We start from the raw sequence: 26,812 nt of genomic DNA on the forward strand, positions 1-26,812 counted from the left end.
ATCAACGAGATGTCATGCTTCCGTCTCCCTTCTGCCGCATGGCATCGGGTCTGAGCCGGATTGAAGGGATCATGGCGTCCCACAAACCCATTGCCTCCTTGGGCGTAAGGGAAGAACTGATATATTTCCCTATGTTCTCCTTCGGCCCCCTAACCAGTTGCCCACCTGCATCGAGATTGATATTCATGTGAGGTCGCACCATTGCTGGATCACGACGCATCGACTCCGCCACAAACGTGAGTAACGTAATGTCGCCATGATCGTGGTCCGTCAATCGCCCCAGCCACTCGTGCGCCTTAATGCCGCCTAGCGTAATATCCCGATTCCGAAACGTATGAACTTGCGGCAGGCCGGATGCGTCCTTCACCCGCTGCGTGAGGTAATCCGAAGGGTCGGGCGTGAGCCCCTTGTTATAGATCGAAAAGTGAAAGTCAGGATACCGGTCAAGGAACATATAGGTATTTCCTTCTTCCTCGTCCTGACCGCTGTCAACGACAACCGGCCCAAGACAGTAACCCGGGCCCGCCTTCTCTGCCGTCTCATACGGGCGGATTTCGCTGGCGATCCTGAACAATCGCGCTGCTACCTGCTCAGGCGTCTCAACCCTTCCACCCGGCTCAAAGCGGCCCGCTCCATCGACGCCTTCGTACGAGGTCGCGGTAAGCGCGAGTTGTGTCTTTCCCACGAGCAAATGCAATTCGTGTTTGCTGGCAGCTGCGCTTTCTCCTCCGTCCTGCTGCCTGAGGTAGATCGTGTGGTCGTCGACCACACGATAGTCGAGCAGATTGGATTTTTTGGTCTTCCAGTTCTTGTCGCCCCTGTCGATCTCTAACGCTTCCGCATCCATCGCGGTTCCCAATGTTGCCACGGTACTGTCAAGCGATTCGATCGATACATCAACGGTCTTGAAGCTTTTATCAAGACCGAAGTACAGCTTGACATCTCCAACAATTCTTGCATCTTGTGGGGCATTCATCAAAAATCTACCGACACAAATAGATTTCATGTTCGAAGTCAGGTTCTCGATCACTTTTTTTTCCTTCTCACTGGGACCGCATCCCGCCAACAATGCGACGATTGCAACGGTTACAACTGCACGGAACGTTCGTTGCCTCATGTGTCGACCTTGGTTTTCGAAGCGATCTTTTGCAGTGCATACAATGCGACGAGTTGCGCAGTATGGTTTTGATAGGCCGGCTCGTGCTTGATCCCAGGCAAACCGAACTGCTGCTGAATCGATGCCGCACCGCTACGAAGGGGAAAAGCCCCCGAACTGACCGGCACAGTACCGTCGCCTCCGCCGTCCTGCGCGGCACAGACAAGATCCCAGTAACTCGTATCCATGACAGTGGCACCATTGAGGCCGGGTGTCACAGTCAAACCGCCACCAACATGAAGCGGATTCCTCCCGTCATCGCGTACGCCACCAAAGCCCATATTCCTTACATCTTCGGGCGTAGGTGGCGCCTTTGCGTCGGGTGCAACCATGCCGCGTTTAATTTTCCAATGCACGCCCTCGAAACTTGGAACTTTTCTGTCCTTTCCATAAAAAACATAGGTATTGGCATGATAAGAGTCTCGAATGCCATCGTGAAAATCACGGGCCTTACCAACATTTTTCTCAAAATCCGACCACGTGAGATTGTTTCCGCCTTCCGGGCTTAGCCATTCCTTACGCGCCAACCCCCACCAACGGTCCTGTCGCAGGTAGATATCCTGATACGGATTACCCGAACCCGGTTCAGCGTTACCTACTGTTTTCCCGGAAGGCCCGTCTATGGTCAGCCAGCCCGCACGATACTGGTCTGTCGGCAATAGCTGCAGTGCTCCCGGCGCCTGCGCGAAAACCGCCGTAACGTCCGGCCCTGTGTACCCGATCGTGCGAGCCCCCAGCTGGGCAGCGAGTTTGTCTTTCGGATGCAACCAGGACGGTTGAATCTCGTCGGCCATACCGATCTTGCACCGACGATATGCGACGGCCGCGCCGACAGCGGGCATCACACCGTGAACAATGCCAGCGATCGTCTCCTGCATCCCTTCAAGCTTCTGGCAGGCTCGCGCCACCAGTCCGCCCATCGAATGCGTGACCAGCACGACCTGCGAACAGCGCGACTTGCCCCGATTATTCTCATCAATGACGAAATGGATTCGCTTACGCAACAAATCTGCGGCCGCTTTGTTACTGTCAAGCCAGTTGTAGCCAAATGCATAGACCGGCATCCTGAATCGTGCGCGTGCAATCAGGTCGTCTGAAAACAAATCTGCGGTGCCTTTTTCAGCCAGAGTCGACCACCCTTCAGCCTGCGGCATCGACATGCGAATACCCGATGTCAACGGCTGCACGTCCCGTGATTGACCAGGCACAGGAGTCGCGGACATGGCAACGTATGAAAACTGCTGCCACCTTGCCGGATTGAATCCCTGACCATTCAGAACCTGCTCCAGCCAAACCAGAAAGCTACTGTACGACGTCTCGCCAACCTCCCCCCAGCCACGAGACACGTACGATTTTGTCTCGTAAATCGACCCTGCGGGTTGCGTCGGTACGGCCCCGTCGGGGTCCACCTCAACTCCAGCAGGATCCAATACTTTCTGTCGATCGCCGGTACTCTTTGTCAACATGTCACGCAAAAGCGTCGTAGGTATTCCCCCAGTGCTATCGAGCCGCCATACAGGGGTGCCGCGAGCTTTACTCCGCAGATTCGATCCCATGATTCCCGGTACAAAGATCACCGGCAGGACGTGGTCCGGTGGTAATTCCAGGATAACCGGGTCGGTAATATGAGCAGCGGTCAACTGCCAGCTGAATTCATGCCCACCATCGGCACTAACGTTTCCCGGCGCGTACCGGGTTTGATCGACTTCACTCATTACGCGCTGCCTCCGTTGGATAAATCAGGAAAGCGTACGCGCAGACCTTCCACGGATACGCCCTGCTGCAGGTTGATCAGGCCTTGCGCGTCCGTGACACCGTGAATTTCGCCACCATCGGCGCGGGTCAGGATATACGCCCTGTTCTTGGCTGCTTCGCCGTTGGGCAACTGGACACGGAAGCGTTCATTAAAGGGAGTGCCATTCCAGCCGTTCGCGGCAATCGACAGCGTTTGCGCCCCGCGTTTGCCCCAATAGGCACATTTTTCAAGAATGTCTCCGGAGGTGCCATTTTCAATGCGCTCGCCACTGATCCGGATATACGATCCACCAGCCCCAATCCAGACCTCCTTTGCGGCAGTAAGGATGAGTTTTCCGTCGACACTGGTAATCGTGACGTCTTTCAGCGCAGAGAGGGACATTCCGTCGCCCTGCGCCTCCATTTCGACCTTGCCCTTGGCAGCGAAGATCTTTACACCCAGCTTCTGGGCAAAGAGGGATATCGCCTGACCCGCGGCCACAGTGAATTTCTTCAATACACCAAAGTCCGCATTACCACCCGCGGTAGCAAACAGATTGCCACCAGCGCTGGCCTGAAGATCATTTCCGGACACGAACCCCATGCCGGCCGGGGCACTGAGAAGCACGCCGGCCTTCTTAAGGTCCTTCAACGTATCGTCGAGTAGTGCTTTCTGTCGCGTAACCTCGGCGCCGTAGGCTTGCGATGCCACCGCTGCATCGGTCAACGCCTGAAGTTGCGCCAATGCCTGCTCCAAAAGTGTCTGTGCGGGCTGCATGTCAAGTTGCTGTCCGCTGGCCCGCGACTGTTCGTCAGCAGAGATCAACACGCCTTTACCGCCGCGCACTGCTACATGGTCATCACTGCGCAGCTCCGCTCCGCTACCTCGCTTCTCGCGGCTAGAATTGACGATGTTCCCGAGAGTCAACTGGCTCTTGCCACCGCCCTCGGTTGCAATCTTAATGTGCTCCTCCCCTTCAAAGTCTTCGAGCTGAACGGTATTATTCGACTGCGTGTGAATAACGTTGCGCGTCATCCAGCGATCGTCGCTCGTGATACATCCGGATTCACGCTGTCGTGCATCACGTGAGCGATAAACGGAAAATCCGGATTGCCGTTCTCAAAGCCGACTTCGACGCCCGAGCCGTCTAGCGCCGGGAAATGAGTACCGGTGGTCCTGGGACCAGCAAAGGACTTCGCGATACGCATCCAGCAACTCGTCAACCCGCCCGTACGCTCTTCGCGGTCAAAGTCGAACGAGACCATATAGTGGCCGTCCTTGTTGACGTAGCTATATTTGTATCGGTTCGGGGATGTAATACGTCCGCTGATGGTGCCGTGGATTTTGGGCCACGTCTCTTCAAGCAGGGGCATACGGTAGATCAGGTGTGACGGGATCGCCGTATAGGTGTTGTGGTAGGTCTTGTCGCGCGACCCACTGTGTTCAACGCGCGTGATCAATTGACCGTACTCGGCCTCGGGCAGCGTCCGGTTGGTAAAGCGGAAAACGCGGCCGGGCGCGACACACAGCACGTTACCCTCGCCCGTATAGACGATCTTTTCGCACAGCAGCGCTTCATGCCGCAACTGGGCTTCCCACTCAGCCTGATCGTCACTCAGGTGTCCGGCTGCCCAGACGTCAGGCGTACCCCACGTGGTCTTGTCGTCCGGCGCGGCGTTGGCTTCCCCATCAATGGGCTGCGGCGCCTTGCGGTGGTTGTAGTGGCGTACAGTGACCGCCTGGGCGATCGTCTTCGTGCGGGTCTCGAACGTCTCGACCGACTCGGCACCTGTGCTTTCAAGACCAGAGGCTGGCCTGAAGGGCGCGACGAATGTGTCGCTGCGCTCGTAGTGCGTGAAATCATCGCCGAAGTGCGTCACTTCGCCATATTCGCCTTGGCGAACCACAAACCAGATTCCTGAACGGCGCGCGAGACGGGTAAAAAACTCGAGGTCCGTCTCGTTCCATTGCATCACGAAGTCGCGCTTCGGATACTCACGACGGAGCGTGAATTCAAAGTCACTTGTGCCGGCGCCGAACCCCTGCTCGCGGAATATCTGCTCGATGATTTCGGGATCGGTCTGCCCTAGGAAGATGCGGCAGCGTTTGATGTTTCTCAGCAGCGCGATACGCGACTCGAGCACGGCCTCGTAGGTTGTCTCGTCCCTGCTACTGGAAAGCTGGTTAAACTGTGTAATGACACCCTGAAACTGTCGGCCAGGGCCAGCAGGCAGCGCCGCGCCGGCCAGGGTGGGCGGCAGGATGGAAAAGACAGCCGTCTTCGTCAAGATGTCGTCTACAGGCAGATCAGCGACCCGGTGAGTCAGCTTTATCTTGAAGTGGGTCGGTGCACCCGCCTCCTCCACACCTGTAAAATCGACGACATCGAACCCCGGCGCGGACTTGCTGCCGGTGACCTCAAGATGATAGGCCTGCAGGCCATCCCTTCTCAGGGCTCCGATCGCTTCGTTGACACCCATCTCCCTCGCTCCTCGGGAAACCTTCCGCAAAACGTCCAGATCAGAAGTCCTGACCGGACGTCAGGGTGGACAAACATAACGCGTGGTATGAGATGTCTTCCGACGCTACGTACCACTCGCATCCGCACAAGACTCAGGCAGCGGAAATGTCCCTGTCTCGCGTCTCAACAGAAAAGTCAGGCGCTGTAGCCGATTTCGCCGCATCCAGATCCCGCGTGTTCTTCTGTACGGCGATGGCCGCGAAGGCGCTCAGAGCGAACGACATTCCGTAGAACCCCTTTTCGCTGAGCGTGAACGACGCGTTGAACAGTCCGATGCAAAGCAGGGCAATCCCCGTCAGCAACGCAGCCCACGTAATACCGTAATAGAGGCCAGTCACCGGGACGCCCTCCAGTCGGTCGCGAACGCTTTTCTGCAGGGAAACTGCCGCATAGAGCGTCAACACCAGTACGGCGAAGTAGTAGCCCTTTTCATTTAGCTGCATACCGGCGTTCCAAAGTCCAAGCAGGTACGCAATGACACCCGCGAACAATGCGCACCAGGACGCTGCGATAAAGGCAAATGAGGGGCGGCGATAGCCTTGTATGTGTGACATTGATCCAGTTCCTTTTCTGCAATTGATGGGCGGCCTCTATCGGCAAACGCCCTCTTTTATTTCGCCCTGGTCCAGCCGTCGTCAGGTCCTTCAACCTATGGACGTAGACCACGTGACTTATGGGCGCGCGGCCTACAGCGAAGGAGGAACGGGGCGCGGCTGGAGCGACCCGTTCCTCAAGATGACCCACTCAGTTCTTGGCCTTGGGCATCTGCGACACCATCGACAGGCCGATGTCCATGCCTCGATCTGGAAGTGCGGGATGACGTATAGCTTGACGCGGAAGAAGCCCGGGTTGTCCTCAATATCCTCGACCGTGACCTTGGCCTCGCGCAGCGGGTGCGAAGCCTGAAGCTCGTCACCGAGGTCCTTCATCTCGGTCACGAGCCCCTTGATCCAGTTGTTCAGCTCGAGCTCCAGCACACGCCGGTCCTTTGTCGTGCCGATGTTCTCGCGCTGGATGAGCTTCAGGTAGTGCGCAATACGCGAAAGCAGGAAGATATACGGCAGACGCGCATTGATGCGACTGTTGGCCGTCGCCTCCCTGGTCTCGTACAGCGCAGGCTTCTGGGCCGAATTGGCCGAGAAAAAGCACGCATAGTCGTGATTCTTGTAGAACGACAGCGGAATGAAGCCGAGGTTGGCAAACTCGAACTCACGCGTCTCGGGAATCAGCACTTCGGTCGGGATCTTCGGCTGTACGCCCGTACCGAGGTCATACAGATGAACCGGCAAGTCTTCGACCTTGCCACCTGCCTGCGGACCACGCACCTGGACACACCAGCCGTTGTCCATGAAGCTGCGGGCCATATTCGCGGAGAACGCGAACGACGCGTTGACCCACAGGTACTTCTCGTGGTTCGGGCCCATGACGTCTTCCTGATAGTTGAAGCTGCGCACCGGTGTTGTGTCCGGGCCATACGGCAGACGGCCGAGCACACGCGGCATCGTCAGGCCGATATAGCGTGCATCGTCCGTATCGCGGAAGCTCTTCCACTTGATGTACTCGGCGCGATCAAAGTAGTTACCGATATCCTGGATGGCGGCCACCTCTTCCATCGTCTTCTTGCCGAAGAACGCCGGACTAACACAGCCGATGAACGGCATATGCGCGGCGGCCGCCACCTTCGAGATGTTGCGAAGGAGCGCGATATCCTGCGGCGAGTTCGTGAAGTCGTAATCGGCGATCATCGCACTGATAGGCTGACCGCCCGGCGCGTCGTACTCGTCGATATAGGTGTGGCGGTAAAGGCCACTCTGGATTATTTCGGCGCAGTCCTCAAAGTCGCGCAGGAGGTCTTCCTTTGACAGATCGAGCATTTCGACGCGTACATTGCGGCGAAAATCGATGCGATCGACGTTGAACTTCACGCCACGCCAGCGCGACTCGAGCCGCTGGAACTCGGGGTGATGCATAACAGCGTCGAGTTGCCGGCTGATCTGCTCGTCAAGCTGCCCGATATGAAAATCGAGCAGCGACTTGTCCAGTCGCTCGACGGGCTTGCTGCTGTTGCCTACCAGTTCGAGGAACGCGCTCATGCCGCGCGCGATACGCTCGCTCGCAGACGATTCGGAGAGCAGGTCGCTGTTCTGGAAAGCCTCGAGCGGTCGTGCTTCGCTGACCGGTTGAAGATTGATCTTTTCGCACAGCGCCTGATAAACGCTGTTGTGGTCCGCTTCGTGGGCGTGCAGCACGACGCTTTCGCGTGTTCCCGTCCGCTGGGATTCGTTGTGTGCCATGTGATGTCCTGTCGGCCGATCTGCGGCCATAGAGATTCGTGATGCGGTGAAGGCCCGTTTGGCCTTTGTCTCAGGCATGACCTTCAGGGTGCATTGCCGCGGTCGCGATCTGCGACAGTTCTTCGCGCAGGCGTGCCGACAATGTCGAATCCTTCAGGACCTTCTCGAACTCGCGGCGGAAAGTGCCTTTATCCAAAAGGTTACTTTTCAAATCACGCAGCAGATTGCGCATCGCAAGCATGGCCTGCAGTTCCGGAATTTGACGGGCAACCTGTTCCGGCTCAAAATCCTTCATCGCACGGAAGTTCAACGAGACCGGGAGTTCAATGCCATCGCCAGCCAGCGTGTTTTCCGCAGCGATCTTCAGCTCCGGATTGAAGTCCGCCAGGACGCTGTCAAAATTATTCTTGTTGATCGAGACTTTCTTGCGCTCACCCAACCCTCCTGCCGCCTTGTCGGCACTGAAGTCCCCCGCCACAAGCAGTTTCAGAGGCAGTTCGACCTTCTTCTGCGCGCCACCCGTGTGCAGATCAACGGAGATGTTAATTCTGCTTGACGGAATTTCTCTCTGATAGTTGTCTGCCATGCCATTCCCCAAAAATTGGTGACTCGGGTGTCCCGTTTCCCGTATCAGCTGACTATCACCGTAGGCGCCTCCGGGGTTTGCAGCCAGTGCGGCCTTATTCCGGCAGGACTCCTATTCAGGTGCATTCCCTCATTGTGAGAGCGAACGGTGTTTTTCACCCATCGTGTCGGTTTGGAAGTAAACCGGGTAAACCGCTTTTCGTCAATCCGAATTACGCAGGAGGATTTTTTAGATTGTGAATAAATGTGAAATTCAGACGCGTCGCAATGACACGCTCTTGCTAGCGACGTAATTGCGTGTGATTGTCGCTGACCGTAATTGCTCCTCGCAAGCGAGCATGAACTGAAAACACCGGGAGCCGTTGACATCCATCAGAATTCGCCGCATTTTCAGGGCGAATTGCTCGATTCATCAATTTCTGGATACGCATTTCGTACGGAAATTGTTAAATATGTGAACAACTATCAGATAGACGGCTTGAATGTTCTTCCTTTTTCTTGATTGAAACGTGTTGAGTGATCGTTATGGATTGTTTGCTGGACGATGTGTAATTAATTGTGGTTACAATCCGATACCCGATGTTCAGTAAACCTCATTGATCACAATCACAATATGCGGACATTCAAACCGCTGTGGCAAGAGGGCATTGTGCTCTCCCCGCATCATTTTCAGCAGCAGGGCCGTTGGTGGGAATTCGCCCAACAACAGTTCGTCCCGCTCGCGATAGCGGAGCCATGGGGCGTGCTGGAAGCCGGGCCGGACGAGGAGCTTTTGCTCAACGGACGCGTGAAGCTCACTACCCTCAAGATGCGCTTCGCTGATGGCACGCCCATCGATACATCAATCGCTGATGTACTGCCGCCGGCGCGGGATCTCGCTCGCGATGTTGCGGCCGATGTTCAGAGTGTGATCGTGTACGTGGGGCTCCCGCTGTTCGATGCAGTCGGGAACAACTGCCGCATGGACGGGGAAGCGGCCTCGCGGCCACGACGCTACTTCCGCGAGTATGTAGAAGTCCCGGACCTGCACGGCACGACGGACGCAGAGCTTGCGGTCGAGCGCCATGCGCTCCAGCTGCTTTTCGATTTCGAGTCGCATGCCGATTACGTCGTCTGCCCGATTTTCCGGCTTGTGCGGGGCCAGCGTGGCGTATTCGAGGTGGATCATGACTGGGTGCCGCCCTGCCTTGCGCTCTCCGGTCATCCGCGTCACGAGGAGCGGGTCTCGCGCATTGCCGATATTCTCCAGGCGAAAAGCATTGCACTGGCTGCACGACGCAGCGAGCGCATCGACGACGTCGCCGAATTCGGCGTAGCGGACGTCTCGCTCTTCTGGCTCCTTCACTGCCTGAATACGCAGTGGCCCGAACTGCGCTTTCTCGCGAGCCACCCGTACCAGCCGCCCGAACGGCTCTATCACGTCCTGGCGCAACTTACCGGCGCGCTGATGACCTTCTCGACGCGGGCAAACCTCGCCGAGATTCCGGCGTACGAGCATGCTCGCCAGGACGAGGTTTTCTCGAAGCTGGAAACGCTGATCCGCGAACTGCTGGACGCCGTCATTCCCTCGCGCGTGGTGCCGATCGGCCTGCTGAAAAAGGCGACGACGTACTGGAGTGGCCAGATCCACGACGATCGGCTGCTCGAAGGCGCCGACTGGTATCTTTCGGTCAATGCAGCGATGCCCGCTTTCGATCTGGTCGAATTGCTCCCGCGACTGTGCAAGATTGGCGCACCCGACGAGGTCACCCATATCGTCAACGCTGCACTCCCCGGCGTGCCGCTTCGTGCGGTACAGCGTGTACCAGCCGCCATTCCGGTCCGCCTTGAGAACCAGTATTTCGCGCTCGACGCGAAGGATCCAGTCTTCACACGGATGCTCGCAGCGCGCACCTGCCAGATCTATCTGCCGGCGTCCGTTCCCGAGGCGTCGCTGGAGCTCTATGCCGTGCTGACTTCGCAGGGCGACAAATGACAACCGGCAGCCCGCTTCCGCTTTGCGCCCTGCTTCGCAACACGGCGCTCGAAACCTCGCAGCTCGCGCAAGGTGCCACGACAGATGACGTCGAGGACCTGCGGGTACAGTGTCGCAAGCTGACCGACGACTTTGCCTCGGCCATGGAGGCGCGCAAGGTGCCGGTTGACGTCGCACGCGATGCGCTTTACATGCAATGCGGGCTGCTCGACGAAACCGTGCTTGCGCATCTGCCGGCTGAAAGTCGCCCGCTCTGGGAAGCGACGCCCCTGCAGGTGGAACGGTACGGCGAACACGATGCAGGCGAACAGGTGTACAGCCAGCTCGCGGCACGCATGCGCGAAGCCCCGCCGGATGTGGAACTGCTCGAGTGCTACGCAACCGTACTGGGACTGGGTTTCCAGGGGAAGTATGCACGCGAAGGTGCCGCCCAGCGGGCAGCGATCATCCGCGCGCTCAACGAGCACCTCGGGAAACTGACTCCCGGGGAAGAATCGGGGCTGGTCGTTGACGCAACGCGTACGCATCGCTTCGACTGGTTCTACCGGCTCTCGCCGTGGGCGATCGCCGGACTCGTGTGTGCGGGCGCCGCCATCGTTTTCGTGCTCATCGGGCAAGGTCTCGATCTGCAGGTCTCCCATCTGCTGTCGGCGAAAACCTGATGCTCGCGGGTTCCGAAGCCGCAAGGCAGATTTTCCATGGCGGCTATCCCCACCGGAGAGTGGCGGGGCTGACGACCGTGCTGGTTGTCGCGCTTGCGCTCGCGGTGTTGCCAGTCGACCGGGTACTCGCGTGGTGGATTGCTGCCGGGTCATACGTGCTCGGTGCGGCGTTCGTGCTGGTCCGGACATGGCGTTTGCGCGAACGTCAGGGCGAACAGCAGGCAGTCATGGCAGCGCTCGGCACTACCACGGCGGACCTTCCTGCGAGCATGCGCACGCGCACGCCTGCGTTCCTCGTGACCGGCGACGCTCTCTCGCAGATCTTCGATCGGGAACATGGCTCCGAACAGCTTGCCTGGGTTGGTGAAGGCGCGATCTGGTTGCGAGTTCCCAACCCGCAAAGCCTGCCACGCATCGCCGTCGCCGTACGGCGATGGCGAGACGGGCGTGCGCCCGAAGGGGTCGTGCTGGCACTCTCGCCAGCGGCATACGGCGACGATGACGCGCTCGGCCAGAAGCTGAGGTTGATTCGCCAGGCGGCGAGTGATGCATCGAAGCTCCTGGGTACGCGACTGCCCGGCTATATTGCGGTCTATCAGCAGTTCGGTACACGCGAGCGGCAGATCCCGTCTGCGCGCTGGTACGGTGTTTCCAGCGCGACGCCTTTCGAGGACGCATCGCGGTTTGAGGCCGTGGTGCGGGCGGCCGAGCGCTGCGCGTGGCAATCGGTCAATGACCGCACGCCGGCGTGGCGGGCCGCCGAACTCGCGGCGCTAGTCGACTGGACCCAGCGTGCCGTTGTCGGGCCGCTGCACGACCGGCATCATCCGGCCGCCCGCTGGAACCTGTATGGCATCGGCTGGATCAATTGCGGTCCCGAGGACTCGGGACAGAGTGCGTGGAAAGCAGCTGTGTCCACGCGCACGCGGCTGAATCCGCCGGTACTCGCCGCAAGCCCTGCTCCGTGGCCGCTGCCGCAACCGATCGTTGAAGCGGCCCCGCGAAAGCTGTAGGTTTCGCCGCGACTGCGCGCGCTCGCGCATGTGCTCGGCACAAGAGACGGTTTCATAAAGGTTGCTGAACGCGCTGAAGCGTGTTTCAGCAGATCAAGCAACAGTCGAGTTTGAGGAAGGCTTCGTGAATGTCAGCGCGACGTTCGAAGCGAATACGTAGACGGCGGAAGTTATGCAACCAGGCATGTGTACGTTCGACGACACAACGGACTTTTCCAAGGCCGCTACCGTGCGGGTGGCCACGCCGCGTGATGCTGGTGGGGATGTTGCGCGCGTGAAGGATGCGTCGGTACTTGCCATGATCGTAACCACGGTCGGCGTAGATACGGCCAGGACGACTCAGAGGCCGGCCGCGCACGCCGCCAATCGGCACGATGGCCTCGATCAACGGGATCAGTTGGGTGACGTCGTGACGATTGGCTCCGGTCAGGATTGCCGCGATCGGCGTGCCGTTGGCGTCGGTGGCGACGTGGTGTTTGGAACCGGGTCGCGCTCGATCGGTGGGGTTCGGTCAGTTTTTCGCCCGCCCCAACCGCACGAACGACGATGAGTCGCCGGCTGGCTGCCAATCGCGTAGCCTGCGCCAGCAACTGACGCCAGAGCCGCACCCCATCTCCGCTGGCAAATCTCGCCACCGGATGCCGGTCTTCAGCGCGAACAGGATGCCGGTCAGCGCCGCACGATCCGGTACCGGTTTGCGGCCCGGATCCTTGCATCGGCGTGGCTTCGCTGGTGGTAGCAGTGGGCTCGATCAGTGCCCAAAGAGATGTCGTGTTTTTGACCGCTGCGCGCCAACCTCAAACCGTGTGACGCGCGCGAATCGAGTCACTGCCCCCCTTGCTGAGCCGCCTGCTCGATCAGCGCGGCCACTTCCTTCGGATGCGACTCGTAAATCGAATGGCTGGCGCCATCGATTTCCACCGTCTGGGCGTGAGCTCGCTTCGCGTACATGCGTTCGAGGTCCGGATTGATGATCTTGTCCGCCTTCGCAACCAGATAAAACGTAGGCTTGCTCTTCCATGCCGGATCCGGGATTTGCGACGCGAATACACCTGCCGCAGTCGGCATTTGTTCATGGGCCTCGAATTCAGCCTGCGCAATCGGAAGGTCGGCGGCAAAATCGCGCGGATAGTCAGCGGGATTCAGGTAGAGATAGTCGTCGGCCGTTTTCACGATGTCCTCGTGGGGCGTCGCATTTGGATAACGCTTGCCATTCGAGACTTCGGTTTCGCCGGCATCGAGTGCATGAGCGGCAATGTAGACGAGCGACTTCACGTGTTCGTCGTTGCCCGCCTCCGTGATGATCGCGCCGCCGTAGCTATGGCCGACGAGCACGCACGGGCCATCCAGGCTATCGATGACGCGCCTCGTAGCCGTCACGTCGTCCTTGAATGACGTCAGCGGTTCTTGCACGAGCGTCACGTTGTATCCGTCCTTCGTGAGAATGTCGTACACCGGACGCCATCCGGCGCCACCCACAAAGGCGCCATGCACGAGGACGACGTTCTTGATGGGCGCGGCCTGCACTGTTGTGACGGCGCCGCCAACCAGACAAAGCGCCGCTGCTGCGTGCGCTACGACAGAACGGAAAGTGGGGAAAGACATTGCAGCTCCTTGGAATGACGCGAAGTAAATCTATCGATTGACAACACGGCCAGTCTAGAAAGCTGCCTCGAACGAGGGGGTTACCCAGTCATTACAAAAAAATGACGTGCCGCCAGGGCATCGAATCAAAGGGGCGGAAGGTTCGTTATTTTTTTGTAATGACTGGGTAACCTTGGCGACCGAAGCGCCTACCTACACTGCAACCACGCAGTAACGCTTTGCCTCGCTTAGCCATGTTTCAAGTTGACCGTTCCTAAGCCTGTCTTCGCGTCCATGCACAGTCGATGCTGCGGCTTTCCTTCCCGACTCATCCGCTCTACGGATATATAGGAGTATTGATCATGTCCAGGCTTCTTCTCAGCATTCTCTTCGCTGCTTCTGCGGTCGCCGTTCCTGCATATAGCTTCGCGCAGTCCACTCAACCCCTGACCCGCGCCGAAGTGCGTGCGGATCTCGTGCGTGTCGAGCAGGCCGGATACAGCCCGGGCCGCGGCGACGACGTCGACTATCCGGTTGACATTCAGGCAGCCGAGGCCAAGGTCGCAGCGGCGCAATACGCGCAAGATTCGGCGCAACGCGACATGGGTGGCGTATCGATGGCGAGCAGCTCGGCCGCGGGTTCTCGTACGCATACGCCCGCACCGTCCACCTGTGTTGGCCCGGTCAGCTTTTGCACGACGTATTTTGGTAGCTGAATCGCTGGCGTAATGTGGTTAGTGATCCTGTTGAGACGGTTCGCCTTCCATAGACGGCGAGCCGATCTCGCCCGTTGCGAGCGCGAGCGTCGCAGCGGCGGACAGCGCGGCGCTGTAGCTGTCGGCATACGCGTTCTGCGCGGCGAGCAGCTGATTCTGCGTGAGGAGCGCGTCGGTCATGGTGCCGACGCCGTGCCGGTACGCGGCGAAAGCCGCGTCGTAGGTCGTCTGCGCGGCATCGACCAGCGCCTTCGCGGCATCGTTCGACGCGAGGCTCGTGAAAAGCCCATTCTGCGCAGCAACGATCTGCCGGACGGCTTCTTGCCTCGTATGGGTCAATTGCGCGGACGCACTGTCCGCATCGTTGCGCGCCTGCATCAGCACGGCGGAACGCAAGCCGCCGTCGTATAGGGGAATCGTCACGCCGAGGAATATGCCGCCGCTGCGGCGGCTGCCGTTCAGGTTCACCGTTGCCGCCTGATCGCCGACCGGGGGAATTGCCGTGATCGACGTCGTGCCGGTGCCGTACGCGGCCGTAGCGGAGAGGAAGATCTTCGGCATGAAGGCGGATTCGGCTGCGCGGATCTTCGCCTGGTTGGCCTGTTCCAGCGCATAGGCGCCCTGCACGTCCGGCCGCCGCGCAATCGCATCGGTCACGATTTCGTCGACGCTCTGGTGCAGCGCCGGCGTGAGCGTACGCGCCGGCAACGGGGCGATCAGCGGTTTCGACAACGGCGAAATGCCGAGCGCAGAGACGAGGCTCAGATAGCTGTCGCTCAATGCGCCGTCCGCCTGCACCTTCAGGAGATTGGCCTGTGCGCGGTTCTGCGTGGCCTGCGCGACTTCGACCACGGTGCCCACGCCCTGCTTTCGCCGTGCGCGCGCGGCGCTGAGAATGCCGTCCGCGTTGTCGAGCGCCTGCTGCGCGGTATGCTCCCTCGCGCTCGCGGCTTCATACGTGTAGTACGCGATGCTCACTTCATGGATCACGTGCTGGTGAACGGACGTGAAGGCGACGTTCGCCGCCACGGAAAGCTGTTTGGCCGCATCGAGGCGCGCGCGGCGGCCGCCGAAATCGAATAGCAGCCATTGCAGCGAGAGCACCGAAACCGTGCCGTGAATGTTCGAGTTGGTCGATGTGGTGCCGAGCAGCGGCGTCGATGCCGCGCCGCTCGCCGCTTCGTATCCGCCCATGGCGGTGGCGGTGAGCTGCGGCAAGTAGGCGGTCTTCGCGATGCCCGCTGCGAGCGCCGTATTGCGCGCGTCGTTCCAGGCGATTCGCGTGAGCGGGTTCGTCGACTCCGCGAGATCGATCAGCTCGGGCAGCGTGTACGCGTGGTTCGCATCGAGCGCCGCCGCGGGTTCGATCGAAGCGAGCGCGGCGCTGCGCGGCAACGTATAGCCCGCCTGCGTCGCGTCGCTGGCGCTGCGCGGCGGGCCGGGCACGATGTTGCCGCCGGCGTCCGTCTGCGGCTGCCAGGGACGGTCCGGCGCGGGAGGCGCGAGATCGATCGAGGACGTCGCACATCCCTCGAGTCCCGATATCGCCAATGCGGCAGCCAACGCGGCGGCCAATACGATGAGTCGTGGCGTCGGTTCAGGGGCGCGCATCGGACTTCGTCTCCTTGGCCGAAGCCGGGCGCGTAATGTCGGCGATCTGTCCGAACCGCTTGGCGATGACGTTCTGGAGCGCATCGAGTGCGGGGTCGGCAGTGCGGTCCTCCGCGGCCTCGGTACCGGGCGTCTGCGTGTGGGCGGCATGCTGCGCGTCTTGCACGTGCGTGTCGTCGCCGGCAGCGAGGCGCTGGGCGATTTCACCCAGCCGCGCCGCGCCTGCGCGCCCTGCCGCGAGGACCAGCGGCGCCTCCAGCGCCTCGAGCTCCGCGAGCGCTCGCCGCCGGCTCGCGACCCACTCCGGCTCGGGACGCACCCACGAAGGCTCGTAGTGAATCAGGCCGATATCCTGGCGCAGTCCGCCGTATTGGGCGAGCGCGCCTCCAGCGAGCGCGCTGCGCGTGCGGGCGTCCGCTGCGCGCGCGATGTGGCTCCACTGCGCAACGAGCGCTTTGAACGTCGCGTCGATCCGGCCGGCGATGCTCACGGGCCAGACGCGCGTAAAGACCAGATAGATCACGACGTTGCCGATCAAGATGCCGATCACGCGGTCGCGTGCGAGCGTGAGGTCGAACGCGGGCGCAGCGCCCTGGATCACGCACAGGAAGAAGGCGAACGCGATCTGCATGCCCGCGTAGGAGATCCGTGCGGACCCCATCGCCACCCACGCGGCCAGCCACCCGCCCGCGAACACCAGCGCCATCAGCTCACCCACCGAGGTCAAACGAGGCGTCACGAACACGATCGCAGCCGTGCCGAGCAAAGCGCCGATGAGGCAGCCCGCGATCCGCAGTGTCAGCTTCTCGACGGTTTCTGCCGTCGTGCTGAGCGACACCATATAGCAGGTGATGAAGCATGTATGAATGCCCTGCCAGTCGAGCTGCTGATACAGCACGTAGCAAAACATCGCCGCTGCCGTGGTCTTCAGCGCGTACCGGACGTGATCGGGATTCGTGAAGGCATCGGCGTCGAAAAAACCGCTGCGCGCCGGAGGCTCGGCGCTTTTTTCAGGAGCAGAAACTGGCGCTGCGGCGGGCTCCGCCGGCGGCACCGCGAAACCTTCCAACGCGGCGCGCAGGTCTTCGAGCACGAGCGCCGCTAGCGCAGCACCCTCGGGCATGTCCGGCACATCGAGCGTCACATCCACGGGATAGCCGCCTGCCTCGAGCATCGCTGCCATCCGCGTCATCGTTTCCGCAAGCTGCGTCGCGCACGCGTCGGGCAGGCGCGCGCCGGGTTCGCTCGCCGCGAAATCCGTCGCGACCAGGATCGCGGTCGTGGACGCCGCCGCCTGGCGCAGCGCCGCGCCGTCGGTCGGTGCCAACGTGCCTTCGAGCTTCGAGAGCTTGAGCCACGTCAGGATCTGATGGTCGCCCTCCCGCATGCACGCTTCGAATGCGGCTCGCTCCTCATCGGTCGCCGTGCCCGTGAGGCGATGCGCAGCGAGCCTTAGGCGCCGCGCAAGCTGGGAGGTGGCGAGCCGGCGCGGCGACGGCGCGATCACGAGGTTCACGACGATCGCCACGCCAATCGGAATCGCGACCATCAGCCACGCGTACATCAGGCCCCGCGTTGCCGCCTCGCCAACTGGCGCGAGGCCAAGTTCGTCGAGCCCGAAGCCGACGATCATCGAAAGGATCGCGCCGATCGGCCGAAGCTTGCTTGCCGACGTGGCGAATAGCAGTCCGAACGACAGGAGCGCCATGCTCGCCACCCGCAGCGGCGGCTGGTCGATAGTGAGGATCGCGAAGATCATGACGATCCCGATGATCACGGTCACGAGCAGCATCAAGGCGAACGACATGACAACGCTCGTCATGCGGTCGGGCCGGTTCAGGAAGTACACGATATACACGGCAGTCGCGGCACCGGGCGTGCCGTAGCCGGTCGTCACGAGCACCGTGAGCGCGCAGATCAGTGCAATGCGTGTGACGATCGCGGCGCGCCCCGGAAACGGCGCGAGCAGCTTCGCGATTTCCCGCGGGCCGGGCCGCCTGATGTCACCGGCAAGACTGGCCATGCCGGACCTCGACGATCGCGCTGGCACCGACGCGCACCAGTTTGTTGACCGGCGCGTCTATGCGCACGCGAACCGGGAAGCGTTGCGCCACGCGCACCCAGTTCACCGACTGCTGCACGTACGGCAGGCTGCGCGGCAGGTTCACGCGGTCCGTGTCCATGATCCCGGCGCCGATGCCGATCACCTTGCCGCTCATCGGCTGTCTGCGGTCGATCATCGAGTACACGGTTGCGCAGTCGCCCACGTCGATGGCGCCGAGCGCCGTCTCGCGGAAATTCGCCACGGCAAACCATTCGCCCGAGTGAACCAGCGTGAAGATCGACTGGTTCGGCGCGACCGTCTCGCCGGCGAGGATCGTCAGTCCCGTCACGTAGCCGTCGAACGGCGCGCGCACAACGGTATCGTCGAGCGCGCGCTGCGCGATGGCCAACGCGGCCTCGCGCGCATGCAGTGCCGCGATGGCGTCGGTGTCGTCGCCTATCGTCTGCGCAGATGAGCGCTGCTGCACCTGCGCCTGCGCGAGCGAGACACTCGCGTCGCGCTGCGCCACGACCGCCTGGTCGAGTTGCTGCGCGGACACATAGCCTTGCGCCGCGAGCGGCCGCAGCCGATCGACGCTGCGCGTCGCGAGGTCGTAGTTGTGCGTCGCACGACGGGTCTGGTCGGCCGCGATCGTTGCGTTCGACGTCTCGCCGATCAGCGTGCGGCGGCGTGTGGCGAGCGAGGCGCGCGCCAGCTCGACTTCGGCCTGCGCCTGCGCGGCCGCGAGCCGGTACGGCACCGGATCGATTTCGAACAGCACGTCGCCCCTGGAGACATGCTGGTTCTCCTCGACGGGAACGCGTATGATGCGGCCGCCCACGGGGGACGCGACGTGGACGACGTCCGCGTCGATGGACGCGTCGTCGGTGGACGGATAGCGCGACGACCGGTCGTATGCGTACCAAAGCGCCGCGGCGCCGAGCAGGACGATCACCACGGCGATCGCGCGGCCCTTCCATGCATGTCGAGGATTCTGGCCGGCCATTTTCATGTCAGAACTGCCCCGTTCCCCACAGCCAGACGAGCACCCCGGCAACGATGCCGATCGCGGTGCAGACGGAAAGCTGGTACGGCACCAGGCGTTGCCAGCCGGTCGAGATGAACACGCGATGCGCGACGAGCGCGCCCACGATGCCGATCACGCCGCTCACGAGCCAGTACGGAAAGTACGCGCCGAAGAGCGACCAGGACGGCGCGCCGCGGGCCACGCATCCCGCAAGCGGCATGAAAGCCAGGAATGAACAAACGACAGCGAGTCTGGGCCATGTACGTTGTTTCATCGCTTCTTCTACGCTTCATGACTGGAACACATGTTGAATTCCACTCGTACGAACAACCCATGCGCGCACCGATGGGTTGCGTCCCGCATTCCTAATTCGAGGCAGCCCATCATAGCGCGGTTTGTCGCACCGCCGCCCCTGGGGCGCCTACTGGCTGCGCCGCTCGCGCTGCCGCGGGAACACGAGCGTAAAGCGCGTCACGCCGTTGCTGCTGGATGCGTGCCACGTTCCTCCGTGCAGCAACATGATGCTGCGCACAATCGAAAGCCCGAGCCCGCTAGACTCTGACGACCGGTGCCGTGACGGATCGGCCCGATAGAAGCGGTCGAAGATCCGCTCGAGATGATGCGGCTCGATCGTCGGTCCGCGATTTTCGACGTGGAGTGTCGTGGCCTCCGGTCCTTGCTGCGCCACGGTCGAGATTGCCGTACCCGGCTCCGCATACCGCAAGGCATTCGCAAGCAAATTGCCCAGCGCACGGCGCAGCAGATCCGGATCCGCGCACACGTGGCCTTCGCCTCGCCACTCGAGGCTCACGTTGCGGTCCTCCGCGAGACCTTCGAAGTACTCCTGCATGCGCCCGAATTCCACGGCCAGCGGCAAGTCCTTGCGCTCGATGGCGTTATCGGCCTGCTCGGTGCGCGCGAGAAATAGCATGTTGTCGATCATCTTCGACAGGCGTTGCAGCTCCTCGTAATTCGAGCCGAGAAGCCGCTGGTAGTATGCGGTGTCGCGCGTCTGGCTCAAGCCGACTTCGGTCTGCCCGAGCAGATTGCCGATGGGCGTGCGCAGGTCATGCGCCATGTCTGCCGACACCTGTTTCAACTGGGTGAACCCGCGCTCGAGCCGGTCGAGCATGCCGTTGAATGCCGCGATCAGTGCGTCGAGCTCGGGCGGCGTGGCGCGCTGCTCGATGCGCGTCGAAAGCGTGCTGATGCCGATCGAGCCGGTTTGCGCAGCGAGAACACGCAACGGCTGCATGTTGCGGCGCGCGAGGACGAAAGCGAGCAAGGCAACGATAGTCGCGCCAGCGGAGGCGAAAAGCAGTATCTGGTTGCGGTATGCCCGCAGCAATTGCGTGCGCTCGGTCAGCAAACGTCCGGAGATGATCTGCAGATCCTGCTTCCCGGCGACGTCGTGCGCCGCAGCGGCGACGTAGATGAACGGCGTTCCATCGGCCACGACTGTATGCTGGACGGCGCCGAGCGTGAGCGGCGCGTCCACCGGCACCGGCTTCATGTCCGGTACCGCCCTGTGACCGGGATTCACCGCAATGAGCGGCGCTTCACCCGGAAAGCCCAAGATCAGCAACGATTCCGTGTTGCCGAGCATGTTCGCGAAGAGATGCGGCTTGTCCCGTATCAGCTCGCGCACGTCGACATCGTCCATCAGCGTGCGAAGCTGGTCCACCCGCGTCACCAGCGCCGCATCGTCGCGCACCATCAGTTGCCGCTCCAGGCCGCGGTACAGCAGGGTGCCGAGCAACGCCATCGCGGTAAATACGATGAGTGCGTATAACAACGCAAGGCGCGTGGTGAGCGAAAGCCGCTTCATGCTTCGTACTCGAAACGGTATCCCACGCCGTGAATCGTATGAATCAAGCGAACCGGAAATGGGTCGTCGATCTTCTGCCGCAACCGGCGCACCGCAACATCGACGACGTTGCTATCGCTGTCGAAATTCATGTCCCAGACGCGCGAAGCGATCAGGGCGCGCGACAGCACCTGACCTTGATGCTCCAGAAAGAACGCCAGCAGGTTGAATTCCTTGTTGGTGAGCGTAATGCGCATGCCGCCCCGGTCGACTCGCCGCTTTGGCACATCGACCCGCAGATCCCCGACTTCGTAGACCTGCTCCTCCTGCTTTTGAGGCTGGCCGCGCCGCAGTATGATGCGGATGCGCGCCAGCAACTCGGCAAACGAGAAAGGCTTGACGAGATAATCGTCGGCGCCGAGATCGAGGCCCTTGAGCCGGTCTTCGAGTGTGCCGCGCGCGCTCAGAAATAACACCGGGGTTTTGGTGCGCGCACCGAGCTTCTTCATGACGGTCCAGCCATCCATCTCCGGCATCATCACGTCGAGCAGGATCAGGTCGTAACCCATCTCCTGCGCGAGATGCAGCCCGTCGATGCCGTTCGTGGCCACGTCCACCACGTAGCCTGCTTCTGTCAGGCCGTTCTGGATGTACTCGCTGGTCTTGGCTTCGTCTTCGATGACGAGGATTTTCATAGCGTCCGGTCCCTGCACTTTCATGCGCGTGTCACTGATTCTGTGCTCGTTTGCGCCCCTATACCAGCCGGGCGTGATAGCAGTCTATGCAGTGCGCTCTAACAGGGCCGTTACTCAATCATTACAGAGAAATGACGAAGCGCAGCGCCTTCCCTCCCTGATATTTTTATGTAATGACTCAGTCACGCTCCTGTTTTTGCCGGACGCCTAGACTGCGAATCCGTTGTACCGCAGACCGACTTGCGCAGCGCCATTTCCGCGGAGTGCGATTGATCACCGGTACCGCACATTCCTCCAATGACCCAGCTTAGGAGTCCTCCATGGAAACCACGCAAAACACGGCCAAACTCACCCAACGCATGACGATTGGCGAGTTCCTGCTTCGCCGCCTTGAGGAAGCCGGTATTCGTCATTTGTTTGGCGTCCCGGGCGACTACAACCTTACGCTGTTGCAGCAACTCCACGACAGCGGTGCACTGGAATGGGTCGGCACCACGGGCGAGTTGACCTCCTCCTATGCGGCGGACGGTTATGCGCGGCTGAACGGCCTGGGCGCGCTGCTCGTCACGAACGGGGTCGGCGCCTTGAGCGCGCTCAACGGTGTGGCAGGCGCCTATGCCGAACACGTCCCCGTCATCTGTATCAGCGGTTCGATCCCGCTGCGCTCCATCGATCGCGGCCTCGGCATGCACCACACCATGGCCGACGGCAACTTCGACCACTTTCTGCGCGCCTATGCGCCGGTGACGGTGGCCCAGGCCAGGATCACCCCGCGCAACGCCGTCGTCGAGATCGACCGGCTGATCCTCACCGCCTGGCGGGAAAAGCTTCCGGTCTACATGGAGCTGCCGTCGGACATCGCGTATCTCGAGATCGAGGTGCCGGCTGCTCCGCTCGTTCTTGCCCACGTTCCCGGCGATCCGGAACGGCTGCAATCGTGCATCGCCGCGCTCGCGCAACAGCTGTCCGCTGCAACTGCACCGGCGATCCTGGTGGATACGGACGCCGACCGGTTCGGCGTCGTGCCCGAACTCGTGGCGCTGGCGGAAAAGCTGCAGGCTCCGGTCGCGGTGATCAACGCAGCCAAGGGCGTGATCGACGAGTCGCACCCGCAGTACCTTGGCATCTACGCCGGCAAGGGCAGCGAGCCAGGGGTACAAGAGACGATCGAGAACAGCGACTGCCTTCTCGCCGTGGGCTACCGGCCGATCGAAGTGACCACGGGCGATTTCACGGCAACGCTCCCCGCCCGCACGATCCACGCGCGTGCGCACGCCGTGGACGTCGGTGAAGACAACTATCAGGCGGTGACGCTCAAGGAAGTGCTACGGGGCGTGATCGACACAATCCCGCAGGTTCCGACGCGCGTTCAACGCCCGGTCGACGCGCCAGCCGCCCGCATGCGCGTCGAGGCTGCTGCGAAGCTGACTCAAGCCGCCTACTGGCAGGCTGTCCAGGACTATCTGCGGCCCGGAGACGTGCTGTACGTCGACAATGGCACGTCATTTTCCCTTCTCGGCCTTAAGCTGCCGCCGGCCTGTACCTTCATCGGATCGATCAACTGGGGGTCGATTGGCTATTCGGTCGGCGCCCTGCTCGGCGCGCTGACTGCGGCGCCTGAGCGCCGCCACGTGTTGCTCATCGGCGATGGTTCCTTCCAGGTCACGGCGCAGGAGTTGTCGACCATTCTGCACCACGATCACAAGCCGGCGATCCTGCTGATCAACAATGGCGGCTACACCATCGAACGCGGCTACCTGGGCAAGACCGAGCCTTACAACGATATTGCGAACTGGGCCTACGCCGACCTGCCGAAAGTGCTCCATCCCGGTGCCTCCGTGCAGTCGTTCGTGGCCAGGACCTGCGGGGATCTGCAAAACGCCCTCGCCGCGCCGAACGACCGGCTGATTTTTGTCGAATCGATCATGGACCCCTGCGATGCGCCGGCGGCAATCACGCGAAGCAGCAATCTGGGCGCCGAACTCGACTACGGTCCGCGCGGCCCGCAGCACCGCGAGGGTCTCCAGCTCCGGACCGACGCAGCACAGATCTAAAATAAGAACGCCGCCCCGCAAAGACTCAGGTCTGCGATGGCGGCGTGTGCTATTTCGTGCGCAGCGAGCCGGCGTGGTCGAGCCGGTTCGAGTGCATGCAATCAATGCTGCGGAACCTTCCCACCGAGTTCATCGTCGACGAACGCGCGCACGATATCCTCGAACGACACGTCGCCTTGCAGCCCAAGCTGGGTCGCGCGCGCAACGTCCCACTGCGCGGGCCAACTGCCGACGATCTTCTCGACACGCTCATCCGCCTTCCATTCGATCCGTGCCGCGACCGCATCGCCCGCCACTTCGCGCAGCGCGGCGATCATGTCGTCGACTGTCACCGACACGCCCGGCAGATTCACCGTGCGCCGGATGCCGAGCGCCGCGCCGTCGATCTCGCATCCAGCAACGAGGCATTCGATGGCCTTGCGCGGCGACAGCAGCCACAGCCGCGTCGAACCGCTCACCGGACACACAGCCGGCTCACCGTTCAGCGGCTCGCGAATGATGCCACTGGCAAACGAGGACGCCGCTGCGTTCGGCTTGCCTGGCCGCACGCTGATAGTCGGCAGACGCAGCACGCGGCCATCGACGAAACCGCGTCGCGAGAAGTCATTGAGCAGCAACTCGGCGATGGCCTTTTGCGCGCCATACGACGACTGCGGATTCAATGCGGTTTCATCGAGGACGACGTCGGGCAGATCGCCGCCATAGACGGCGACCGAACTCGTGAACACGACGCGCGGCCGATGCCCGCGCTCACGACACACGTCGAGCAGCAGCCGCGACGCATCGAGATTGATCCGCATGCCGAGATCGAAGTCTGCTTCCGCCTGGCCGCTGACGATCGCCGCGAGATGGAAAATCGCCGCCGTCCTGTCGTCGATCAGACGTTCGAGCACGCTGCGCTCGGCAATGTCGCCGACTTCGACACGCACGCGTTCGTCAGCCGGCCCCGGCGCCGCGACGACGTCGAGCAACACCAGTTCGGCGATCGGCTCACGCTGTCCGTCTGCGCCCTTCAGTTCGCCGCGAGCGAGCAACTCGCGCGCGAGACGCTGGCCCAGAAATCCCGCACCGCCCGTGATCAGTACTTTCATGTTGCTGTTGTTCCTCAGTGTGTCTGTCGAATGCGCGCAGTTTCGTGCGCTCAGGTACGTGCGCTCAGGTACGTGCCTTCACGTACGGCCTGATCCATCCGAGCCCTTCCGATGTGCCTGCGCGCGGCCGGTATTCGCAACCGATCCAGCCGTCGTAGCCGAGTTCGTCGATCAGCGAGAACAGATACGGGTAGTTCACTTCGCCAACATCCGGCTCGTGCCGCTCGGGCACGCCCGCAATCTGGATATGTCCGATGCCCTTCATGTCACGCTTGAGCTTGACGGCGAGATCGCCTTCGACAATCTGGCAGTGGTAGAGATCGAACTGCACTTTCAGGTTCGGCGCGCCGACTTCCGCGCAGATCGACTGCGCGTCGTCTTGCCGGTTCAGGAAGAAGCCGGGAATATCGCGCGTGTTGATCGGCTCGATGACGACGGTGATGCCGTTTGCCTGGGCGGCCTTCGCCGCATACGCGAGGTTCTTCAGATACACCTCGCGATGCGCGGCGCGCGATTGCTCCGGCTTGATCAACCCGGCCATCACGTGCAACTTGTCGTTGCCGAGTACACGCGCGTATTCGAGCGCGGTCTCGACACTGCGGCGAAACTCGTCTTCGCGGCCTGGCAACGACGCGATGCCGCGTTCGGCCGCCGCCCAGTCACCCGGCGGCGCATTGAACAGCGCCTGAGTCAGGCCGTTCTCGTCGAGACGCCTCTTGATGTCGCCGGCCGGGAACTCATAAGGGAACAGGAACTCCACGGCCTCGAAACCGTCGCGCGCGGCGGCGGCGAAACGGTCGAGAAACGCGTGTTCGTTGTACATCATTGTCAGATTGGCGGCGAAGCGTGGCATCGAAGCAACTCCTTGAATACGGTTAGCGGTTCACGAGCCGCGCGGGCGTCAGCCAGACGGCGAGCGCGCCGATCACGAGCATCGCGGCAAGCACGTACATCCCGGACTGCGTGCTGTGCGTGAGATCCTTAAGATAGCCGATCATGTACGGGCTGGCGAAGCCCGCCAGATTGCCGATCGAATTGATGATCGCGATGCCCGCAGCCGCCGTCGCGCCGGACATGAACGCCGTGGGCAGCGACCAGAAGAGCGGCGCGCAGGTCAGCACGCCCGCAGCGGCAATCGACAGAAACACAATCGACACGGCCGTGTTGTTCGCGAACGAAGCCGCAACCGCGAAGCCGACCGCGCCCGCGAGCGCCGGCCCGATCAGATGCCAGCGACGCTCGCGACGCTTGTCCGCGCTGTGGCCCATCACGTTCATCACGACGATTGCAACAAGAAACGGGATCGCGCTCAGAAGACCGATTTCGAATGCCCCAGTCACACCCGTCGACTTCACGAGCGTCGGCATCCAGAACGTGAGTCCGTATTGGCCCGTGACGAACGCGAAATAGATCAGCGACATCCACCACGTGCGCGGATCGCGGAACACTGCGCCCAGCGATTGCGACTTCGCTGCTTCCTGCGGCTGCGCGGCGATCTCGTCGGCGAGCAGCTTCTTTTCGCGCGGCGTCAGCCATTTCGCGCTGGCGATGCCGTTGTCGAGATACAGGATCGTCGCGAGGCCGATGGCGATGGCGGGCACCGCTTCGATCACGAACATCCATTGCCAGCCTGCGAAGCCGTGATGGGAATCGAAAGTCTGCATGATCCAGCCCGACAACGGATTGCCGAAAATACCCGAAACCGGAATCGCCGACATGAACACGGCAATGATCTTTGCGCGACGATGCGACGGGAACCAGTACGTCAGATACAGAATGACGCCCGGATAGAAGCCCGCCTCGGCGAGACCGAGCAGGAAGCGCAGCGCATAGAACTGCATCGGAGTCCGTACGAAAACGAACAAAGCGGAGAGCAAGCCCCACGTGATCATGATCCGCGCAATCCAGATACGCGCGCCAAGCCGATGCATCAGGATGTTGCTGGGCAGTTCGAAGAGAAAGTAGCCGACGAAGAACACGCCCGCGCCGAGACCGAATACGGTCTCGCTGAACGCGAGATCCTGCGACATTTGCAGCTTCGCAAAGCCCACATTGACGCGGTCCAGATACGCGACCACGTAGCACAGCATCAGAAACGGCACGATGCGCCAGAACACCTTACCGTAGGTGCGTTCGATTTCGGCCGCGCCGGGTTGCCCGGCAGCGTCGGCGGTGGATGCAGGGCGAACCGATTCCGCCTGATAGCTTGTCATGCGTTGTCTCCTTCGTGGTGGCACCGGTT

21 protein-coding genes and 2 pseudogenes are annotated in these 26,812 nt (G+C 61.5%); 5 read left to right on the forward strand and 18 right to left on the reverse strand.

Translation table 11 applies throughout. The annotated features are described in order from the left end of the window. Position 1 precedes the first annotated feature (1 nt). From M3I54_RS16865 to tssB, 7 genes and pseudogenes are all read right to left on the reverse strand, one after another. Positions 2-1,030 carry a T6SS immunity protein Tli4 family protein gene (locus M3I54_RS16865; protein WP_254337783.1) on the reverse strand — a complete coding sequence of 343 codons (1,029 nt, stop codon included), beginning with the start codon at positions 1,028-1,030 and terminating at the stop codon, positions 2-4. 83 nt (positions 1,031-1,113) lie between these two features. Continuing rightward, on the reverse strand, positions 1,114-2,871 hold the full coding sequence (locus M3I54_RS16870) for a triacylglycerol lipase (protein ID WP_254337785.1): 1,758 nt from the start codon (positions 2,869-2,871) through the stop codon (positions 1,114-1,116). Beyond that, entirely contained in the window at positions 2,871-3,926 is a 1,056-nt protein-coding gene (locus tag M3I54_RS16875) for a type VI secretion system Vgr family protein (RefSeq protein ID WP_254337787.1), read from the reverse strand. The genes M3I54_RS16870 and M3I54_RS16875 overlap by 1 nt, the downstream gene beginning before the upstream one ends. Next, positions 3,923-5,371, reverse strand: a complete 1,449-nt coding sequence (locus tag M3I54_RS16880) for a type VI secretion system Vgr family protein (RefSeq protein ID WP_254337789.1) — start codon at positions 5,369-5,371, stop codon at positions 3,923-3,925. Before M3I54_RS16880 ends, M3I54_RS16875 begins: the two co-directional genes overlap by 4 nt. A gap of 133 nt (positions 5,372-5,504) precedes the next feature. Beyond that, positions 5,505-5,966 (reverse strand): inner membrane protein YiaA, encoded by a 462-nt coding sequence (gene yiaA / locus M3I54_RS16885; RefSeq protein ID WP_254337791.1) that lies wholly within the window; start codon positions 5,964-5,966, stop codon positions 5,505-5,507. Between the two features lie 190 nt (positions 5,967-6,156). After that, positions 6,157-7,706 (reverse strand): annotated as a pseudogene (gene tssC, locus M3I54_RS16890) (type VI secretion system contractile sheath large subunit). Between the two features lie 70 nt (positions 7,707-7,776). Further along, positions 7,777-8,292 carry a type VI secretion system contractile sheath small subunit gene (gene tssB, locus M3I54_RS16895; protein ID WP_254337793.1) on the reverse strand — a complete coding sequence of 172 codons (516 nt, stop codon included), beginning with the start codon at positions 8,290-8,292 and terminating at the stop codon, positions 7,777-7,779. A 612-nt stretch (positions 8,293-8,904) separates the two neighbouring features. Between tssB and tssK the strand changes: the two genes are divergently transcribed. The 3 genes from tssK to M3I54_RS16910 are packed head-to-tail and all read left to right on the forward strand — an operon-like array spanning position 8,905 to position 11,941. Then, a complete protein-coding gene (gene tssK / locus M3I54_RS16900) occupies positions 8,905-10,266 on the forward strand; it encodes a type VI secretion system baseplate subunit TssK (RefSeq protein ID WP_254337795.1) in 1,362 nt (453 codons plus the stop codon). Continuing rightward, positions 10,263-10,928, forward strand: coding sequence for a DotU family type IV/VI secretion system protein (locus M3I54_RS16905; RefSeq protein ID WP_254337797.1), 666 nt, complete (start codon positions 10,263-10,265; stop codon positions 10,926-10,928). Before tssK ends, M3I54_RS16905 begins: the two co-directional genes overlap by 4 nt. Continuing rightward, on the forward strand, positions 10,928-11,941 hold the full coding sequence (locus M3I54_RS16910; RefSeq protein WP_254337799.1) for a hypothetical protein: 1,014 nt from the start codon (positions 10,928-10,930) through the stop codon (positions 11,939-11,941). Before M3I54_RS16905 ends, M3I54_RS16910 begins: the two co-directional genes overlap by 1 nt. An 85-nt stretch (positions 11,942-12,026) precedes the next feature. On the opposite strand, the pseudogene M3I54_RS16915 reads toward M3I54_RS16910, so the two are convergent. Together M3I54_RS16915 and M3I54_RS16920 are read right to left on the reverse strand one after the other, a co-directional pair. Continuing rightward, positions 12,027-12,696 (reverse strand): annotated as a pseudogene (locus M3I54_RS16915) (IS5 family transposase). A 70-nt stretch (positions 12,697-12,766) separates the two neighbouring features. Further along, positions 12,767-13,546, reverse strand: coding sequence for an alpha/beta fold hydrolase (locus tag M3I54_RS16920; RefSeq protein WP_254337801.1), 780 nt, complete (start codon positions 13,544-13,546; stop codon positions 12,767-12,769). Between the two features lie 341 nt (positions 13,547-13,887). Between M3I54_RS16920 and M3I54_RS16925 the strand changes: the two genes are divergently transcribed. After that, positions 13,888-14,241, forward strand: coding sequence for a DUF4148 domain-containing protein (locus M3I54_RS16925; RefSeq protein WP_254337803.1), 354 nt, complete (start codon positions 13,888-13,890; stop codon positions 14,239-14,241). Positions 14,242-14,259: 18 nt separating this feature from the next. Here M3I54_RS16925 and M3I54_RS16930 read toward each other — a convergent pair whose 3' ends face one another. The 6 genes from M3I54_RS16930 to M3I54_RS16955 form a co-directional block, all read right to left on the reverse strand. Beyond that, a complete protein-coding gene (locus tag M3I54_RS16930) occupies positions 14,260-15,852 on the reverse strand; it encodes a TolC family protein (RefSeq protein WP_254337805.1) in 1,593 nt (530 codons plus the stop codon). Then, positions 15,839-17,875: an FUSC family protein gene (locus tag M3I54_RS16935; RefSeq protein ID WP_254337807.1), complete on the reverse strand. Its 2,037-nt coding sequence runs from the start codon at positions 17,873-17,875 to the stop codon at positions 15,839-15,841. The genes M3I54_RS16930 and M3I54_RS16935 overlap by 14 nt, the downstream gene beginning before the upstream one ends. Next, positions 17,856-18,908 (reverse strand): multidrug transporter subunit MdtN, encoded by a 1,053-nt coding sequence (gene mdtN / locus M3I54_RS16940; protein WP_254337809.1) that lies wholly within the window; start codon positions 18,906-18,908, stop codon positions 17,856-17,858. The genes M3I54_RS16935 and mdtN overlap by 20 nt, the downstream gene beginning before the upstream one ends. A 1-nt stretch (position 18,909) precedes the next feature. After that, positions 18,910-19,197, reverse strand: a complete 288-nt coding sequence (locus tag M3I54_RS16945) for a hypothetical protein (RefSeq protein ID WP_254337811.1) — start codon at positions 19,195-19,197, stop codon at positions 18,910-18,912. A 147-nt stretch (positions 19,198-19,344) separates the two neighbouring features. Then, on the reverse strand, positions 19,345-20,751 hold the full coding sequence (locus M3I54_RS16950; RefSeq protein WP_254337813.1) for a heavy metal sensor histidine kinase: 1,407 nt from the start codon (positions 20,749-20,751) through the stop codon (positions 19,345-19,347). Continuing rightward, positions 20,748-21,425 (reverse strand): heavy metal response regulator transcription factor, encoded by a 678-nt coding sequence (locus M3I54_RS16955; RefSeq protein WP_254337815.1) that lies wholly within the window; start codon positions 21,423-21,425, stop codon positions 20,748-20,750. Before M3I54_RS16955 ends, M3I54_RS16950 begins: the two co-directional genes overlap by 4 nt. 320 nt (positions 21,426-21,745) lie before the next feature. On the opposite strand from M3I54_RS16955, the gene M3I54_RS16960 reads away from it, so the two are divergent. Further along, positions 21,746-23,479, forward strand: coding sequence for an alpha-keto acid decarboxylase family protein (locus M3I54_RS16960; RefSeq protein WP_254337817.1), 1,734 nt, complete (start codon positions 21,746-21,748; stop codon positions 23,477-23,479). A 101-nt stretch (positions 23,480-23,580) separates the two neighbouring features. Here the strand turns inward: M3I54_RS16960 and denD are convergent, their stop codons facing one another. The 3 genes from denD to M3I54_RS16975 form a co-directional block, all read right to left on the reverse strand. Next, a complete protein-coding gene (gene denD, locus M3I54_RS16965; protein WP_254337819.1) occupies positions 23,581-24,570 on the reverse strand; it encodes a D-erythronate dehydrogenase in 990 nt (329 codons plus the stop codon). A 64-nt stretch (positions 24,571-24,634) separates the two neighbouring features. Beyond that, a complete protein-coding gene (gene otnI / locus M3I54_RS16970) occupies positions 24,635-25,423 on the reverse strand; it encodes a 2-oxo-tetronate isomerase (protein WP_254337821.1) in 789 nt (262 codons plus the stop codon). A gap of 22 nt (positions 25,424-25,445) precedes the next feature. Beyond that, positions 25,446-26,783 (reverse strand): MFS transporter, encoded by a 1,338-nt coding sequence (locus M3I54_RS16975; protein ID WP_254337823.1) that lies wholly within the window; start codon positions 26,781-26,783, stop codon positions 25,446-25,448. Between the last annotated feature and the right edge of the window lie 29 nt (positions 26,784-26,812).

The organism is Paraburkholderia sp. CNPSo 3274 (genome assembly GCF_024206475.1).
Lineage (GTDB): Bacteria > Pseudomonadota > Gammaproteobacteria > Burkholderiales > Burkholderiaceae > Paraburkholderia.